A 15,075-nucleotide genomic window follows, 5' to 3' on the forward strand; every position below is an offset into this window, starting at 1 on the left:
ACGGCCGGCGCGGCGCGGACGGCACCGCAAGTCCCGGCGCCCTACATTCTCGCGGTGCCGTCGGGGGCGCGCACCCGGGGGCGGGCGGAGCTCAGGCCGAGAAGCTCACGATCTTCCGCGGGACCACCCGGATGATCACGCGGACTTCGTCGTCCTTCTCGGCGGGCGGGTCGATACCGAGGTACTTGTGCGAGAGCTCGCGCGGGAGCCGCTTCTCCTCGTCCGGGAGGATCTCGGCGGTGCCGCGGATCTCGACCGAGGTGTAGGGGTCGGCGAGGTCGAAGACCGAGAGGCTGATGCGGGGGTCACGGCGGAGGTTGCGCACCTTCTGGCGTCCGTCGGTGGAGGAGAAGAGCACGGTGTCGCCCTCACGCCGGATCCAGACGACAGAGTTCTGCGGAGCGCCGTCCGAGCCGAGGGTGGCGACGCTGGCGAAGTTCTTGCCGTCGAGCAGGGCGCGGACGGAGTCGCCGAAGGTGACGGGAGCAGTGGAGGAGGTCGTCATGGGACCAGGGTAAGTAAATGCACGCGCATATAAAAGCGGTTTGATCGAAAAGGCTCGATCGAGGCGGAGTTCTTCGATCGAGGCGGGGGTCGTCGAATCAGCCGCTCCACGCCGGGTGGCGGGGGTCGTCGGCGCGGACGAGGACGTCGGCGGTGCCGGCCGGGTCGGTCTCCTCGGCGTAGCGCTCGTAGGCGGGGAGGGTCCAGTGGTCGGGCTCGGGGGTACGGCGGCGGAGGGCGCCCTCGGAGAGGAGGACGTGGACGGACAGGTCGAAGGGGAACCAGTGGCGTAGCAGGAGGGGGCCGTGGAGCAACAGGACGCCGCCGGGCGGGAGTTGGACGTAGGGGCTGCGGGTGGCGCGGTCGGTGACGGGGTCCCACAGGTCGGGCAGGACACGGCCGTCTCCGCCGGGTTCGAGGGGGCCGAAGACCTCGCGCCAGAGGGCGGCGGTGTCGAACCAGCCGTTGTAGTAGGCCTCCAGGTCGTGGTGGCCGTATTCCAGACGGAGCGAGGCGGGACGCAGGAAACCCTCCAAGCCGACGACGAGCGAGGGGCGACCGCGTATGCGCAGCGCCTCACCGACCCGCTCGGCGAGCTCGCCCGGCCGGGCCGCGGGGGCGCCGTCGAGGGCGACGCGGGGCCAGGGGCTGCCGTCGGCCGGCTTCAGGTCGAGGAGCCGGTCGGCCAGGTGATCGCCGAGCCGTTCCCAGGTGATCGCTTCGAGTCGCACATGGCCATGATGCGGGAGTCGGCGATCGGGTGGGGCGGTGAGCCGGTGCGGGAGTTGGGGGGGTGGGCGAGGTGTCGCGGGGGGGGTGGGGCTGGTGGAGGCGGCGGTTGCGGTGGTTCGTAGCGGTGGCGGCGGTTGGGCTCGACGGGATCGTGTCGCCGACGTGGCATTGGATACGGAGGGCAATGGGGGCGGCGGACGGGGATCGGTGGACGGGGGTCGGTGGTCAGGGGCCAGTAGACGGGGCCGGTCGTCAGAAGGTTCGGTGGTGGCAGGGGCGGGGTGGGGGCGGTTGGGGCTCTACGGAGTCGTGTCGCCGACGTGGCATCGGGTGGGGCAGGCAATGGGGGCGGGGGCCGGTGGACGGCGGATCGGTGATCGGGAAATCGGGCCGGTGGTCAGGGGGTTCGGTGGACGGGGGCGGTGGTCAGGGGGTTCGGTGGTGGGAGGGGCGGGGGGTCGGGGGTGGGAGGGGCGAGGGGTCGGGGGTGGGGGCGGTTGGGGAATGAACTCGTCATGGCAGGCCTCGCTACTCCCCCGGCTCGTGGTGGTCCTCTGGTCGTCCAGCCGTTGCGGAGGCGGCACTGTGCGGAGTGCCGGGGCGGGCCGTTGGCGCTGCTCGTGGTGGAGGGCGGGGCGCCTCGGTGTCTCGACTGCGCCGACCTCGGGCATCTGGTCTTCCTGCCACGCGGGGACACGGCGCTCACGCGTCGGTCGCGGGAGGAGAGCGCGCTGTCGGCGGTGGTCGTCCGCTTCAACCGGCGCAAGGGGCGGTACGAGCGGCAGGGGGTGCTCGTAGAGGAGGCCGGGCTGGCGCGGGCCGAGGAGCGGTGTCTGGCTGACGCGGAGGCACGGCGACGGCGACGGGTGCGGGACGCCAGGCGGCGTGCGGTGGAGGACGTGCGGTTCGCGGAGGCGTTCGCGGCGGAGGTACGGCGGCTGTTCCCGGGGTGCCCGGACGAACGGGCCGCGGCCATCGCCTCCCATGCGTCGGTGCGGGGCAGTGGACGGGTGGGGCGGAGTGCGGCGGGGCGGGCCTTGTCGGAGCGGGCGGTGACGTCGGCGGTGGTGGCCGCCGTGCGGCATGTGGATACGCCGTACGACGCGTTGCTGATGAGCGGGGTGACACGGCATGAGGCTCGGCGGCGGATCGCGGGGGATGTGGAGGCGGTGCTGAGGGGGTGGCGGGGTGCGGGGGTAGGGGTGCGGCGGGAGGAGACGGCGAGCTGAGGCCGCCGGGTACGGGGGGGTTCGGCACCGCGGGGCATGGCATCGCGGCTCGCGCGCCGTGCCGACGGAGCGGGGGGCCGTCGGGCCGACGAGCACTGCCAGGCATGACATCGCGCGTCAGGCGCCGTCCCGGCGGGGCGGGGGGCCGTCGGGCCGACGAGCACTGCCAGGCATGACATCGCGCGTCAGGCGCCGTCCCGGCGGGGCGGGGGGCCGTCGGGCCGACGAGCACTGCCAGGCATGACATCGCGGCTCGCGCGCCGTGCCAGCGGGGCGAGGAGTCCGGCGGGCCGACGAGCACTGCCAGGCATGACATCGCGGCTCGCGCGCCGTGCCAGCGGGGCGAGGAGTCCGGCGGGCCGACGAGCACTTACGGGAGGAGAGGCCGGAAGGGGGAGGGCGGGGTACCGGGCTGGGCCGAGGTCCGCTCTGCCCCTCCACCCGCGGCCGTCCCCCTGCCCGTTCCCCTTCCCCTTCTCACCTCCCACCTCCCGCTTCCCGCCTCTCCCTCCCCCTGGACGGTTGCGTATGGAAGTGCGCGGATAGGTCATGGATTGAAGGGCGGGGGTGGGATTGGCTGGTGGGGTCGGTGGGGGTGGGGCTTGGCTGGAGGCGGGAGCTGGTGTGGTGATGATCGATGGGCCTTACTTCTGGCTGGTGGTGCTGGGGGTGCTCGGGACCGGCCTGGTGGCCGGGGTGTTCTGCGCGTTCTCGACCTTCGTGATGCGGGGACTCGCCGCGTTGCCGCCCGCTCAGGGGGTCGCCGCGATGAACTCGATCAACGTGAACGCGGTACGTCCGCCGTTCATGACCGTGTTCGCGGGCTCCGCGGTGCTGTGCGCGGTGATCGCGGTGGTGACGTTCGTGCTGTGGCCGGACGAGGGGACCGTGGAGCTGCTGGTGGGCAGCGCGCTGTATCTGTTCGGCTCGTTCGGGCTGACGATGGTGGCGAACGTGCCCCGCAACGACGCCCTGCTCAAGCTGGACCCCGGCACCCCCGAGGCGGCCACCTACTGGCCGACGTACGTGCGCGAGTGGACGATGTGGAACCACGTCCGCGCGATCGCCTCCGGCGCTGCGGCGGTGGCGTACGTACTGGCCCTCACCTGAGCGACGCCGCCAACCCCCGGCGCCGAGCACCCCGACCGCACCCCAAGCGCCCCGCCCCGCACGCCACCGCACACCGACCGCACTCCACCCCGCCCCGCGCTCCACACGCCACCGCACCGCGAAGCGCGCTCCACCGCCCCCGGCCCCCACGCCATCCCGCCGCGACCCGCACGCCACCGCTCCCCAACCCCCACGCCACCCCACCGCGCCCCGTACGCCACCGCACCCAGCCCCACACCCCGACCGCACAGCACCGCCCCACGAACCGCGCTCCACCGCCCCGCAAACCGCACACCACCGCCCCGCGAACCGCGCTCCCCGCGACCCGCACACCACCGCCCCGCGAACCGCGCTCCCCGCGACCCGCACACCACCGCCCCGCGAACCGCACTCCCCGCACCGCGAACCGCACCCTGCGCCCCCGGCCCATGCGTCGTATCGTGGCCGGAAGGAGTTCCGCAAGCGTGCCGCCCGATGACGCACGGCCGCGTCGGACGCGTCGGGGTCACCAGCGCGAGCAAGGAAGACGGCCATGGCCGATCCCAAGGGATTCATGAGCACGCCTCGCCGGGACTGGCCTCGCAGGCCGGTCGAGGAGCGGGTTCGGGACTGGGACGAGGTGTACGTCCCCGGGGCGCTGCTGCCCCTCATCAGCAAGCAGGCGGACCGTTGCATGGACTGCGGGATCCCGTTCTGTCACGAGGCCTGTCCGCTGGGGAACCTCATCCCCGAGTGGAACGACCTGGTCTCCCGGGAGGACTGGCGGCAGGCCGCCGACCGGCTGCACGCGACGAACAACTTCCCCGAGTTCACCGGGCGGTTGTGCCCGGCGCCGTGCGAGGCGGGGTGTGTGCTCGCCATCAACCAGCCGGCGGTCACCATCAAGAACGTCGAGGTCGCCGTCGCCGACCGGGCCTGGGAGCTGGGGTTCACGCCGCCGCGCCCGCCGGACCGGCTGTCCGGGCGGACCGTCGCGGTGATCGGGTCGGGGCCGACCGGGCTCGCGGCGGCACAGCAGCTGACCCGGGCGGGACACACGGTCGTCGTCTACGAGAAGGACGACAGGCTCGGCGGGCTGATGCGGTACGGCATCCCCGAGTTCAAGATGGAGAAACACCATCTGGAGCGCCGCATCGAGCAGATGCGGGCCGAGGGGACGAAGTTCCGTACGTCCACGGCGGTCGGGCGGGATGTCGGGGCCGCGGAGCTCCGGGCCCGCCACGACGCGGTGGTGGTCGCGACCGGGGCCACGGCGTGGCGTGAACTGGACGTGCCGGGGCGCGAGTTGGCCGGGGTGTGGCAGGCCATGGAGTATCTGCCGCTGGCGAACCGGGTGTGCGAGGGGGATCTGGAGGTCTCCCCCATGTCGGCGGCCGGGAAGCATGTCGTCATCGTCGGTGGGGGTGACACCGGAGCGGACTGTCTGGGTACGGCGGTGCGTGAAGGGGCCGCGTCCGTCACCCAGTTGGACATCTACGCGCAGCCGGAGGGGGCGCGCGACGAGGATGCCGAGCCCTGGCCGACGTACCCGAAGATCTACCGGTTGTCGGCGGCGCACGAGGAGGCGCGGGAGTTGGGGACGGCGCCCGCGGCCGACGCGGACGCGCGGTTGTTCGCCGCGTCGACGCTCCGCTTCGAGGGGGATGCCGAGGGGCGGGTGCGGTCGCTGCACCTCGTAGGGGTGGATGCACAGCGCAGGCCGGTGGAGGGCACGGGACGGACACTCCCGGCCGACCTCGTGCTCCTCGCGCTCGGCTTCTCCGGGCCGGACCGGGGCGACGGGCTGGTGGAACAGCTGGGGTTGGGGATGGAGGCTCGGGGGACGGTCGCGCGGGACGGGGAGTTCCGTACGAATGTGGCCGGGGTGTTCGCCGCGGGGGACGCCGCTCGGGGGCAGTCGTTGATCGTGTGGGCGATCGCGGAGGGACGAGCGGTCGCGGCGGCGGTCGACCGTCATCTGACGGGGAGTTCGCGACTTCCGGCACCCATCGGACCGTACGACCGCCCCATGACCGTTTAGGAACAGGGTTCAGGGACAGGGGTGTTCAGACCCTCTCGTCCGTCCCCGCCACCTTGCCCGTCGACAGCGCCACCCTGTTCCACGTGTTGATCGTGAGGATGAGGGACAGGACGCGGGCCAGTTCCTGTTCGTCGAAGGATGCCGCCGCCCGGGCATAGACCTCGTCGGGGACCCCTTTCTCGGCCACCAGCGTGACCGCCTCCGTGAGGGCCAGGGCCGCCTGTTCCTTCTCGGTGAAGAAGTGCCGGGCCTCCCGCCAGACCGGGACCATGTGGAGGCGGTCCTCGCTCTCGCCGGCCTTGCGGGCGTCATTGGTGTGCATGTGCAGGCAGTACGCGCAGTGGTTGAGGTGGGAGGCGCGGATCTGGATCAGTTCGACGAGGGTGGGGTCGAGGCCTTCGCGGGCCGCCGCGTCGAAGCCGACCAGGGCGCGGAACACCTTCGGCGCCGCCTTCGCGAGGTTCAGTCGAGCCGTACCGGTCACGTGCGTGTTCGTCGTCGTCATGTGACCAACCTACGGGCCGCAAAGACCGGTTGTAGGGTGCATTTCCATGGCGGAATCATGGGTCAATCACGTGGACCGGATCGGCGGATCCGACCTGCATCTGGAACTCTCCGGCCCGGGCAGCAAGCGGGCCGCGCTGACCCGGGCGCTGCGGGACGCCGTACGCAGTGGCCGGCTCGCCCCCGGCACCCGGCTGCCGCCCTACCGCTCGCTCGCCGCGGACCTCGGTGTCGCGCGCAACACGGTCGCCGACGCCTACGCCGAACTCGTCGCCGAGGGCTGGCTCACCGCCCGCCAGGGCTCCGGCACCCGTGTCGCCGAACGCGCCCGGCCACTCCGGACCACCGACCGGCCCCGGCCGCGACACACCGCCGTACGCCCGGAAGGACCCGCGCCACACGCGCACCCGCACTCACCCCCGAACCCGGCCCCGGCCCCGGCCCCGGATTCAACCCCACCCCCACACCCACGCGCGCGTGCCCTCCGACACGACCTCCGCCAAGGCTCCCCCGACGCCTCCGCCTTCCCCCGGACCGCCTGGCTCGCCTCCTACCGCCGCGCCCTCCAGCAGGCCCCCAACGAGGTCTTCGGCCCCGGCGATCCCGCCGGCCGCCCCGAGCTGAGGGCCGCCCTCGCCGAATACCTCGCACGCGCGCGTGGCGTGCGGACCGAGCCGGACCGGATCGTCGTCTGTTCCGGGTTCGCGCACGCCCTGCGACTCCTGTTCGGCGGAGGCGCGGGCGGGCAGGTCCTGCGCGGCCCGCTGGCCGTGGAGGCGTACGGGCTCCCCTTCCACCGGGAGCTGCTCGCCGCCGAGGGCGTACGTACCGTGCCGCTCCCGATCGACGACCGCGGGGCACGGGTCGACCGTCTCGCGCGCGAGCGGGCCGTACTGCTGACGCCCGCGCACCAGTTCCCCACCGGCGGTCCGCTGCACGCCGAGCGGCGGGCCGCGGTGGTCGACTGGGCGCGCGGGCGGGGCGGGGTGGTGCTGGAGGACGACTACGACGGGGAGTTCCGCTACGACCGCAAGCCCGTCGGCGCCCTCCAGAGCCTCGATCCCGAGCGGGTGATCCTCATCGGCTCGGTCAGCAAGAGCCTGTCGCCCGCGGTGCGGCTGGGATGGATGGTGCTGCCCGAGCGGTACGTCGGTGACGTGCTCGCGGCGAAGGGGGAGCGGGAGGCCTGGGCGAGCGTCCTCGACCAGCTGGCCCTCGCCGACCTCATCGTCTCCGGGTCGTACGACCGTCACGTACGGCGGATGCGGCAGCGGTACCGCGCCCGTCGGGACCGGCTCGTGACCGCGCTGGCCGAGCACGCGCCGCACATCGAGGTCGGCGGGGTCGCGGCGGGACTGCACGCGGTGCTGCGGCTGCCGCCCGGCACCGAGGGGTCCGCCGTCAGGGCCGCGGCCCGGCTGGGCGTCGCGCTGGACGGGCTCGCGGAGTTCCGCCACCCGGACGCGGCGGACGGACCAGAGGGACCGGACGGGCCGGACGGGCCCGGCGGACCGGACACAGTCGTGCCGGCCCGCGACGGCCTGGTCGTGGGATACGCGACCCCGTCCGAGCACGCGTACGCGGCGGCCCTGGAGGCCCTGTGCGGAGCACTTCCGCCGGCAGACGCCCAGGTGCCGCCACAGCACCTCAACCTGTCAGTGATTACCGAGCAATTGAACGATGGAGCATGAGCAAAGGAACATGCAGCAACGGAGCAACGGAGCAAATGAACAACGACGTCACGAGAGCAGGAAGTCGGCCACCCCCGCCTTCGCGCCCTCGATGAACGCGGTCATCTCGTCGGTGGTGTAGATCAGCGCCGGTCCGTCCGGATCGGTGGACTGGCGGACGGCGATCCGGCCGTCGGCGAGCTTCATCGCCTCCAGGCAGTTGCCGCCGTTGCCGCCGCTCCACGGCTTGTGCCAGCCTTCGCTCCCCAGCTCCCGGGCGGGCATGCCGTTGTAGACGGGTTTGCGCGGCTTGATGCGGTTCATTCACAACTCCTTGCGGAGGTCCCGGAGGATCTCCTTCGTGCGATGTGCTGTAGCGGCCTGCGCCGCCATGCGGTCCATGACCTCGAGGTGGGTCGCCACCTCGACGCGCGCGTCCAGATAGATCGCGCCGGTCAGGTACTCGCTGTAGACCATGTCCGGAAGTTCGGGCACGGCGAATCGGAAGAGCACGAAGGGCCCGTACGTCCCCGGGTGCGGCCCGTTGGCGAACGGGGCGACCTGGAGCGTCACGTTGGGCAGCTTCGTTGCCTCGAGCAGTTTGTCGATCTGGGCACGCATCACCTCCGGGCCGCCGACGGGGCGGCGCAGCACGGTCTCGTCCATGACGACCCACAGCCTGGGTGCGTCCTGACGGGTGAGCAGTCCTTGACGTTCCATGCGCAGGGCGACATGGCGCTCGATGTCCTCGGGGCTGGTCTGGCCGATGGCCCCGGAGCGCAGCACGCCACGCGCGTAGTCCTCGGTCTGGAGCAGGCCGGGCACGAAGTGCGGTTCGTACTCGCGGATGAGGGCGGCCGCGCCCTCCAGGCTGACGTGCATCGAGAACCAGCCGGGCAGCACGTCGTGGAAGCGCTGCCACCAGCCGGGGCGGTTGGCGTCCTCGGCGAGCTGGACGAAGTCCTCGGCCTCCTGGTCGCCGACGCCGTAGGCCTTCAGCAGCAGCTGGAGGTAGGGGATCTTGAGAGCGACCTCGGCCATCTCCATCCGGCGGACGGTGGCGGGCGCCACGCGGAGGATGCGGGCCGCCTCCTCGCGCTTGAGTCCGGCGCGTTCCCGCAGGTCCAGCAGGCGCCGGCCGAGGACGACCTGGCCGACCGTCGGCGCGGACCGCGGTTCGCTCACGCTCCACCTCCACGAAGTCCCGTATTGAAGTCGACCGAAGTCGGGGTGCCGTCGACCGAAGTCGCGCCACCTGCATGCTGACAGCCCAGCGGCGCCATTCGAAGACCTAAATCGAAAATCTGTACGGATACAACCATCGGTACGAATACCGACCGCGTACGGATCTCCGGTGATCCCAACTGGCGCCGCTCAAGATGCTGTTGCGAGCAGTGTGCCACGGCCTCTCACCACGTCACACAGCACTCTGCATTTTTCAGAGTGACACTTGCCAAGTGTTCACGACGGGGCGATAGTGGCAAGCGTGATTCCGTCCCCGCCCTTAGGAACAGACGCTGCCGAAGGCCGCCCCCAGGGTCTCGGTGCCGCCGGGAGAGTGGGGCCCGACAGGGCTGCCGCCCGGCGCCGGTTCCGTTTCGAGCTGGCCGCGCATCCGGGTTCTCCCGCGCAGGCCAGACGCCTGACGAGGGCCAGGCTGACCCACTGGTCGGTCTGCGAGGACACCTGCGACTCGGCGGCCCTGGTGGTCTCCGAACTGGTCACCAACGCCATCGTGCACACCGCGAGCAGCCGTGTGGTCTGCGAGCTGCACGACAACGACGACCTGGTCCGGATAGCCGTACGCGACGAGGGCTGTGCGCCGGGTGAACCCCACCCGTCCCCGCAGCGTGGCGAAGAGGAGCACGGGAGGGGACTGCTCCTGGTCGACTCCCTCTGTCACGCCTGGGGCGCCCATGAGCACGGCCCCGGGCTGCTGGTCTGGGCGGAGCTGCCGCGCAAGGCGGACGAGCCCCGCGAGGACACCGGCCCGCGCAACGACCTGGGCTGGGGCGCCCGCCCGAAGCCGGTTCCCTCCGGGGGGTCGGGCGAGGGGGACGAGGCCGAGGAGCACCACAGAGCCCGGCCCGACGGCGAAGCGCGCGGTCACGGGTCAGGGGGCCCGGGCGCATGGGCGTGAGCGGCGGCTCCGGCGGCCAGGTGCTGACCCTGGACTCACTGGTCCGCCTCGGACGCGGGCTGCGGGCGCCCGGGACGCCGTTCCGGCTTCCGGTGCCGCAGGGGATGACCGTGCCGCTGGGCTGCGACGCGGTGGGGATGCCGGCGCCGCTGGGGCAGCAGCTGGTGCCCCGGCTGCCGCGGGTCGGGTGTGTGTACGCCGATGACACGCACTGGTGGTGGCTCGTTCCCGCCGACTCCGACTACGCGCTCGAATGGCCCGCGCCCGCTCAGTACGCCACCGGGGCGGTTGTTCCGGACGCCCCGGTGGTGCCGTCCCTCGTGCGTCGGCCGGAGGGGACGTTGCCCTATACGCCGCCGATACCGCTGTACCTGGCCCTGTGCCGGTTGACGGGGACGACACCGAACTGGTCCCGGCCGGTGAGCTCGGCGGGTTAGCTCCGCGAGTTGACTCCGTCGGTCGGGTCGGCTTTCGGGTGCGGCTGAGTGGGAGCTGGTCGCGCCCGCGCGGTGGAGCCGCGGATTGGCACCGTCCCGCGCCCCTGAAGGCGGGTGTGCGCCCCGCGTGTTCACTCCTTGACCTTCTGCGCCCTGCCCCAGCCCCGCCCGCGCCGCCATAGTTGCCCCGTCCACGATCGGGGGAGGTCTGTGGTGGGAAAACGGCACGGCTCCGGGCAACCCGGTGTCTCCGAGTCCGAGCAGCTGCTCTTCGGGGGGCCGCTGCGGTACGACATGGGGTGGAACTCGCACTCCGACGCGTTCCTGGAGCTGGGATTCCGGTCCATGGTCGTCCGGTTGCCGGCGTTGTTGTCGGCAAGTCTCCGGCTGGCCTGGCAGGCCGACCGGTGGGCCGCGCGGACCGTGCTGGCCGCCGAGGTGGGCCGGGGACTGACGCAGGCCGTGAGTCTGCTCGCCGTCAACAGTGTGCTGGGCCGGCTGATCGACGGGGGCCCGCTGGAGGACCGGCTGCGCGGGGCCGTGCCCGCGCTGGTCACCATGGCGGCGGTGATGCTGGTCGGGGCGCTGCTGCGGGCCACCTCGACGTACGCCACCGGGCGGCTCGAACCCAAGGTGGAGCGGGTGGCGACGGAGCGGTACCTGGAGCGGGCGGCGACCGTGGAGCTGGCCGCGATCGAGGACCACGCCTTCCACAAGCTGCTGGACACCGCGCAGTACGGCGCGAGCTCGGCGCGCCGGATGATCCCGTGCGCCACCCGGGTGATCAACGCGGCGATCTCGATGATCGCGGCGGCGGGCGTGCTGACCGTGCTGCATCCGGCGCTGCTGCCGCTGCTGGTCACGATGACGATCCCGAGCGCGTGGAGCGCGCTGACCATCGCGCGGCGGCGCTACGAGTGGTACCACGCCTGGGTGCAGCACGTACGCGCGAGCCGGCTGCTCGGCGCCCTGCTGATCGAGCCCGAGGCAGCGCCGGAGATCCGCGTGCACGGGGTGGGGCCGTTCCTGCTGCGGCACTTCCGCTCGATGGCGGAGACCGCGGAGGCGGAACAGACCCGGCTGTCCCGGCTGGCGGCCCGCACCGGACTGATCGCGGCCGCCTGGACGGGCCTCGCGACGGCGGCGACGTACGCGACGCTGGGCGCCCTGCTTCTGGCGGGCGCCATGGCGCTGTCCGTGGCCGGTACGGCCGTGATCGCGATCCGTACCGGCTCACAGAGCCTGGAGACGCTGGTCCTGGAGGTGAACTCGCTGCACGAGGACGCCCTGTTCGTCGGCGATCTCCAGCGGCTGTACAAGGAGGCGGCCGAACGGGCGATCCCGGTGGGCGGGGCGGCGCTGCCGGAGGAGCCGCGGGAGATCCGTTTCGAGCACGTCTCCTTCACCTACCCGGGTGAGGCCACCCGCCCCGCCCTGGACGACGTGACGCTCACCCTGCCGCTCGGCAAGATCGTCGCGCTGGTCGGCGAGAACGGTTCGGGCAAGACCACGCTGGTCAAACTGCTGGCGGGCCTGTACGCCCCCGACCGGGGACGGGTCCTGTGGGACGACGTCGACGCGGCGCGGGCGGACCGGCGGCTGCTCGCCGAGCGGGTCGCGATGGTCGCCCAGGACTTCAAGCGGTGGCCGTTCACCGCCCGCGTCAACGTGGCGGTGGGCCGCTCCTCGGTGCCGCTCACCGACGAGCGGGTGTCCGGCGCGGTCGCGGAGGCCGGGGCCGGGGAGGTGCTCGAGGACCTGCCGCGCGGCCTGGACACCCTGCTGGCCCGCAACTTCAGCGGCGGGCACGAGCTGTCCGGCGGCCAGTGGCAGCGGCTCGGGATCGCCCGGGCCGCCTACCGCAGCGGGCACATCCTGATCGTGGACGAGCCGACGGCCGCGCTGGACGCACGGGCCGAGCTGGAGGTCTTCGAGAGGATCCGCGCCCTGGCCGGCACCGGGCAGACGGTCGTCCTGATCACCCACCGGCTGGCGTCCGTGCGCCACGCGGATCTGGTGCACGTGCTGGAGCAGGGCCGGCTCGTGGAGTCGGGCACGCCCGACGAGCTTCTGGCCTCCGGCGGTGTCTACGCGGAGCTGTACTCGCTCCAGGCCGAGCAGTTCACGGCAAAGGTGCCCGCCGAGGAGGCGGGCTGACCTCATGCGACGGCGACGACGCTCATGCGACGGCGTCGGCCGCCTCTCCACTGCGGACGATCACCAGGAACATGTCGGACGCGAGGTCCATGACGACCTCCGCCGGCATCCCCTCGAGACGCCTCGCCTGCGCGAACTCCTCCGCGGGCCACGATCCTCGCGGTCCGCCGGCGGGAAAGCGTTCGAGCACTGTTCGCCCGTTCACCACCCTGCACCTCCAGAAAGCGTTGCACTCACCTGTAGGAGCGCTTGTAGGAGTTAACGCCTTCCGGAGCCCGATCGCCTCGTTGAGTTGCCGTACTGAGACGTAGTTGACACGCGTTCAGCGCGAAGCGTGAGAGTTCGGTTACTCAACGGTCACTTTCGCTACCTTCCGTGTCAGAAGTCGTACTCGTCGTGATACCTGATGCGCACAGCGCCCGCGGGCGCCCCGAGAGCGGACGCGCGCCCCGTGGGTTCCTCCCACGGCTCCTGCCGGCCCAGCGCGGTGAGGTCGAGGAAGCTGGTCGTCGAACCGAGCCCGTCGAGGCCGCGCTCATAGGTCGAGTAGGTGTGGAAGACCCGGTCCCCGTCCCTGAGGAAGCAGCTGATGCCGGGCCGCTCGACCTGCTCCCCGTCGGCCCCGTCGGTCTCCAGGGTGACCTCGAAATCGTGGTTGAAGCCGCCGCCGTACGACGAGTACCAGGGCACGGTCCAGCCCATCCGCGCCTTGAACGGCAGGATCTTCGTGTACGGCGCCCTCGACACGGCCGCGAACGTCGTCCCCCGTGCCTTCAGGTGGGCCAGGTGACCGACCTGGTCCAGGAACGCGGAGCAGCTGCGGCACCCGGCGTCCCACTCGGGCGCGAACATGAAGTGGTAGACGACGAGTTGGCCGCGCCCCTCGAAGAGGTCGAGCAGGGTGGCCTTGCCGTCACCGCCCTCGAAGACGTACTCCTCCTCGATCTCGACCATGGGCAGCCGGCGCCGCTCGGCGTTGAGCGCGTCCCTCGCGCGCGTGGCCGCCTTCTCCCTGACCAGCAACTCCGCGCGGGCAGCGCGCCATTCCTCCCGCGAGGCGATCTCCGGAAGCGCCATGGGGTCCCTCCTGTGCAACGGTCCGTTCGGAGGGGTGACCGGGGGGAGGGACGGAACTCATCGCTGTCGCGGGAGATTTCCGCTGGGGCGGGAGATTCCCTTCCGGAGATGTCTCCTTCAGGAGGTGTCTTCTTCAGGAGGTGCCTTCGTCAGGAGGTGTCTCCTTCAAGGGGTGCTTCCTTCAGTACGACACCGGCAGCGCGAGCAGGCCGCGGGCGCGCAGGGAGGTGCGCCACCGAGGTGCGGGGTCGGTGAGGGTGAGGTCCGGGAAGCGTTCCAGGAGTGCGGTGAGGGCGATCTCGGTCTCGGTGCGGGCCAGCGGGGCGCCCAGGCAGTAGTGGATGCCGTGGCCGAGGGAGAGGTGGCCGGAGGCGTCGCGGGTGAGGTCGAGGCGGTCGGGGTCGGGGAAGCGGGCGGGGTCGCGGTTGGCGGCGGACGGGGAGACCCAGACCGTCTCCCCCGCGGGGACGGTCACCCCGCCGATGGTGACGTCCTCGACGGGGAAGCGCCGGATGGCGAGCAGGGCGGGACCCTCGTAGCGGAGGAACTCCTCGACGGCCGCGGGGAGTTGTGCGGGGTCCCGGCGCAGGGCGGCGAGCTGTTCGGGGTGCTGGAAGAGGGCCAGCAGCGCGTTGCCGATCAGCTGCACGGTGTTCTCGTACCCGGCGAAAAGGATGAGGAAGGCCAGCGACATCAGCTCGTCCTCGCTGAGCCGGTCGCCCTCGTCGCGCACGGCGATCAGATCGGAGAGCAGGTCGTCGGCGGGGGCCCGGCGCTTGTCGGCGAGGAGCCTCGTGAAGTACCCGAGCATCGCCACGACCGCTTCCTTCGCGGCCCCGGGTCCCGCCGCGGGGTCGGGGGCGACGAGGGTGTCGGTCCACACCCGGAAGTCCATGCGGTGCTCGTCCGGGACGCCGAGCAGGTCGCAGATGACGGTGATGGGGAGGGGCGCGGCGTAGGAGGCGATGAGGTCGGTGGTCCCGCGGTCGCCGAGTGCGTCGAGGAGGCGGTCTGCGGTGCGGCGGATCGGCGTCCGGAGCGCCTCGATGCGGCGCGGGGTGAAGGCCCGTCCCACCAGTCGCCGGATCCTCGTGTGGTCCGGCGGGTCCATGTTCAGCAGGTTGGCGTCGAGGGCGGGCGGCAGCGCGAACCCCTTGTAGGTCCCCGCCGTGGCGTGCCGCTTGTCCAGCGACAGCCGCGGATCGGCGAGAGCGGCCCGCACGTCCTCGTACCGCGTCACGATCCAGGCGGGTGTCCCGTCGGGCCCGGCGATCCGGTGCACGGGCGCGGTGTCACGCAGGCGCCGGTAGACGTCGTAGGGGTGGTCGAGGAGGCCGTCGGCGGGATCCATGAGCGCCAGCCTAGTGCCGGGCCCGATCACGGACCGCCCGACTCCGGTTGCCCCCTGGGGGAGTTGACCGGCCGACGAGATGACCGGCCCCAACGAGATGACCGGCCGACGAGGTGACCGTCCGGCGAGTTGCCCCGCCACCTC

Annotated in this window: 15 protein-coding genes; 7 read left to right on the forward strand and 8 right to left on the reverse strand. The window is 72.2% G+C overall.

Annotation, left to right across the window (positions count from 1 at the left end; genetic code table 11):
• Positions 1-91: 91 nt before the first annotated feature.
• Together AC2XR2_RS10700 and AC2XR2_RS10705 are read right to left on the reverse strand one after the other, a co-directional pair.
• Positions 92-505 (reverse strand): PPOX class F420-dependent oxidoreductase, encoded by a 414-nt coding sequence (locus tag AC2XR2_RS10700; RefSeq protein WP_491514901.1) that lies wholly within the window; start codon positions 503-505, stop codon positions 92-94.
• A gap of 97 nt (positions 506-602) precedes the next feature.
• A complete protein-coding gene (locus AC2XR2_RS10705) occupies positions 603-1,235 on the reverse strand; it encodes a nucleoside/nucleotide kinase family protein (protein ID WP_491514902.1) in 633 nt (210 codons plus the stop codon).
• A gap of 516 nt (positions 1,236-1,751) precedes the next feature.
• Here AC2XR2_RS10705 and AC2XR2_RS10710 point away from each other — a divergent pair.
• The 3 genes from AC2XR2_RS10710 to AC2XR2_RS10720 all read left to right on the forward strand — a co-directional run bounded on the left by AC2XR2_RS10710 (position 1,752) and on the right by AC2XR2_RS10720 (position 5,595).
• The gene (locus AC2XR2_RS10710; RefSeq protein WP_491514903.1) at positions 1,752-2,465 is read left to right on the forward strand and encodes a DUF2293 domain-containing protein; all 714 of its coding nucleotides are present in this window, start codon (positions 1,752-1,754) and stop codon (positions 2,463-2,465) included.
• Positions 2,466-3,095: 630 nt separating this feature from the next.
• Positions 3,096-3,575 carry an anthrone oxygenase family protein gene (locus AC2XR2_RS10715; protein ID WP_330267652.1) on the forward strand — a complete coding sequence of 160 codons (480 nt, stop codon included), beginning with the start codon at positions 3,096-3,098 and terminating at the stop codon, positions 3,573-3,575.
• 532 nt (positions 3,576-4,107) lie between these two features.
• Positions 4,108-5,595 (forward strand): glutamate synthase subunit beta, encoded by a 1,488-nt coding sequence (locus AC2XR2_RS10720; protein WP_491514904.1) that lies wholly within the window; start codon positions 4,108-4,110, stop codon positions 5,593-5,595.
• 25 nt (positions 5,596-5,620) lie between these two features.
• Here AC2XR2_RS10720 and AC2XR2_RS10725 read toward each other — a convergent pair whose 3' ends face one another.
• Positions 5,621-6,100 (reverse strand): carboxymuconolactone decarboxylase family protein, encoded by a 480-nt coding sequence (locus AC2XR2_RS10725; protein ID WP_491514905.1) that lies wholly within the window; start codon positions 6,098-6,100, stop codon positions 5,621-5,623.
• A gap of 46 nt (positions 6,101-6,146) precedes the next feature.
• On the opposite strand from AC2XR2_RS10725, the gene pdxR reads away from it, so the two are divergent.
• On the forward strand, positions 6,147-7,790 hold the full coding sequence (gene pdxR, locus AC2XR2_RS10730; protein WP_491514906.1) for a MocR-like pyridoxine biosynthesis transcription factor PdxR: 1,644 nt from the start codon (positions 6,147-6,149) through the stop codon (positions 7,788-7,790).
• A gap of 48 nt (positions 7,791-7,838) precedes the next feature.
• Here pdxR and AC2XR2_RS10735 read toward each other — a convergent pair whose 3' ends face one another.
• Both AC2XR2_RS10735 and AC2XR2_RS10740 read right to left on the reverse strand, forming a co-directional pair.
• Entirely contained in the window at positions 7,839-8,093 is a 255-nt protein-coding gene (locus tag AC2XR2_RS10735) for a DUF397 domain-containing protein (RefSeq protein ID WP_330267648.1), read from the reverse strand.
• On the reverse strand, positions 8,094-8,954 hold the full coding sequence (locus AC2XR2_RS10740) for a Sco1979 family transcriptional regulator (RefSeq protein WP_330267647.1): 861 nt from the start codon (positions 8,952-8,954) through the stop codon (positions 8,094-8,096). It abuts the gene before it with no gap.
• Positions 8,955-9,219: 265 nt separating this feature from the next.
• Here AC2XR2_RS10740 and AC2XR2_RS10745 point away from each other — a divergent pair, with 265 nt between their 5' ends.
• The 3 genes from AC2XR2_RS10745 (at position 9,220) to AC2XR2_RS10755 (ending at position 12,503) form a co-directional block, all read left to right on the forward strand.
• Positions 9,220-9,909, forward strand: coding sequence for an ATP-binding protein (locus tag AC2XR2_RS10745; protein WP_381301474.1), 690 nt, complete (start codon positions 9,220-9,222; stop codon positions 9,907-9,909).
• The gene (locus AC2XR2_RS10750; RefSeq protein WP_330267645.1) at positions 9,900-10,346 is read left to right on the forward strand and encodes a hypothetical protein; all 447 of its coding nucleotides are present in this window, start codon (positions 9,900-9,902) and stop codon (positions 10,344-10,346) included. The genes AC2XR2_RS10745 and AC2XR2_RS10750 overlap by 10 nt, the downstream gene beginning before the upstream one ends.
• A 294-nt stretch (positions 10,347-10,640) precedes the next feature.
• A complete protein-coding gene (locus AC2XR2_RS10755) occupies positions 10,641-12,503 on the forward strand; it encodes an ABC transporter ATP-binding protein (protein ID WP_491518430.1) in 1,863 nt (620 codons plus the stop codon).
• Between the two features lie 22 nt (positions 12,504-12,525).
• On the opposite strand, the gene AC2XR2_RS10760 is transcribed toward AC2XR2_RS10755, so the two are convergent.
• The 3 genes from AC2XR2_RS10760 to AC2XR2_RS10770 all read right to left on the reverse strand — a co-directional run bounded on the left by AC2XR2_RS10760 (position 12,526) and on the right by AC2XR2_RS10770 (position 14,931).
• The gene (locus AC2XR2_RS10760; RefSeq protein ID WP_123764903.1) at positions 12,526-12,708 is read right to left on the reverse strand and encodes a DUF8839 family protein; all 183 of its coding nucleotides are present in this window, start codon (positions 12,706-12,708) and stop codon (positions 12,526-12,528) included.
• Positions 12,709-12,881: 173 nt separating this feature from the next.
• A complete protein-coding gene (locus AC2XR2_RS10765; RefSeq protein WP_491514907.1) occupies positions 12,882-13,580 on the reverse strand; it encodes a DUF899 domain-containing protein in 699 nt (232 codons plus the stop codon).
• A 181-nt stretch (positions 13,581-13,761) separates the two neighbouring features.
• The gene (locus AC2XR2_RS10770; protein WP_491514908.1) at positions 13,762-14,931 is read right to left on the reverse strand and encodes a cytochrome P450 family protein; all 1,170 of its coding nucleotides are present in this window, start codon (positions 14,929-14,931) and stop codon (positions 13,762-13,764) included.
• Positions 14,932-15,075: the final 144 nt, after the last annotated feature.

The sequence above is a fragment of the Streptomyces sp. LS-MS-L19 genome, from assembly GCF_058382285.1.

What these genes read in the sequence shown, in the direction of transcription:
- AC2XR2_RS10755 (WP_491518430.1), top strand. Translation starts at nt 10,641, where the DNA reads ATGGGGTGGAACTCGCACTCCGACGCGTTCCTGGAGCTGGGATTCCGG.
- AC2XR2_RS10735 (WP_330267648.1), bottom strand. Translation starts at nt 8,093, where the DNA reads ATGAACCGCATCAAGCCGCGCAAACCCGTCTACAACGGCATGCCCGCC.
- pdxR (WP_491514906.1), top strand. Translation starts at nt 6,147, where the DNA reads ATGGCGGAATCATGGGTCAATCACGTGGACCGGATCGGCGGATCCGAC.
- AC2XR2_RS10720 (WP_491514904.1), top strand. Translation starts at nt 4,108, where the DNA reads ATGGCCGATCCCAAGGGATTCATGAGCACGCCTCGCCGGGACTGGCCT.
- AC2XR2_RS10700 (WP_491514901.1), bottom strand. Translation starts at nt 505, where the DNA reads ATGACGACCTCCTCCACTGCTCCCGTCACCTTCGGCGACTCCGTCCGC.
- AC2XR2_RS10725 (WP_491514905.1), bottom strand. Translation starts at nt 6,100, where the DNA reads ATGACGACGACGAACACGCACGTGACCGGTACGGCTCGACTGAACCTC.
- AC2XR2_RS10770 (WP_491514908.1), bottom strand. Translation starts at nt 14,931, where the DNA reads ATGGATCCCGCCGACGGCCTCCTCGACCACCCCTACGACGTCTACCGG.
- AC2XR2_RS10765 (WP_491514907.1), bottom strand. Translation starts at nt 13,580, where the DNA reads ATGGCGCTTCCGGAGATCGCCTCGCGGGAGGAATGGCGCGCTGCCCGC.
- AC2XR2_RS10715 (WP_330267652.1), top strand. Translation starts at nt 3,096, where the DNA reads ATGATCGATGGGCCTTACTTCTGGCTGGTGGTGCTGGGGGTGCTCGGG.
- AC2XR2_RS10710 (WP_491514903.1), top strand. Translation starts at nt 1,752, where the DNA reads ATGGCAGGCCTCGCTACTCCCCCGGCTCGTGGTGGTCCTCTGGTCGTC.
- AC2XR2_RS10750 (WP_330267645.1), top strand. Translation starts at nt 9,900, where the DNA reads ATGGGCGTGAGCGGCGGCTCCGGCGGCCAGGTGCTGACCCTGGACTCA.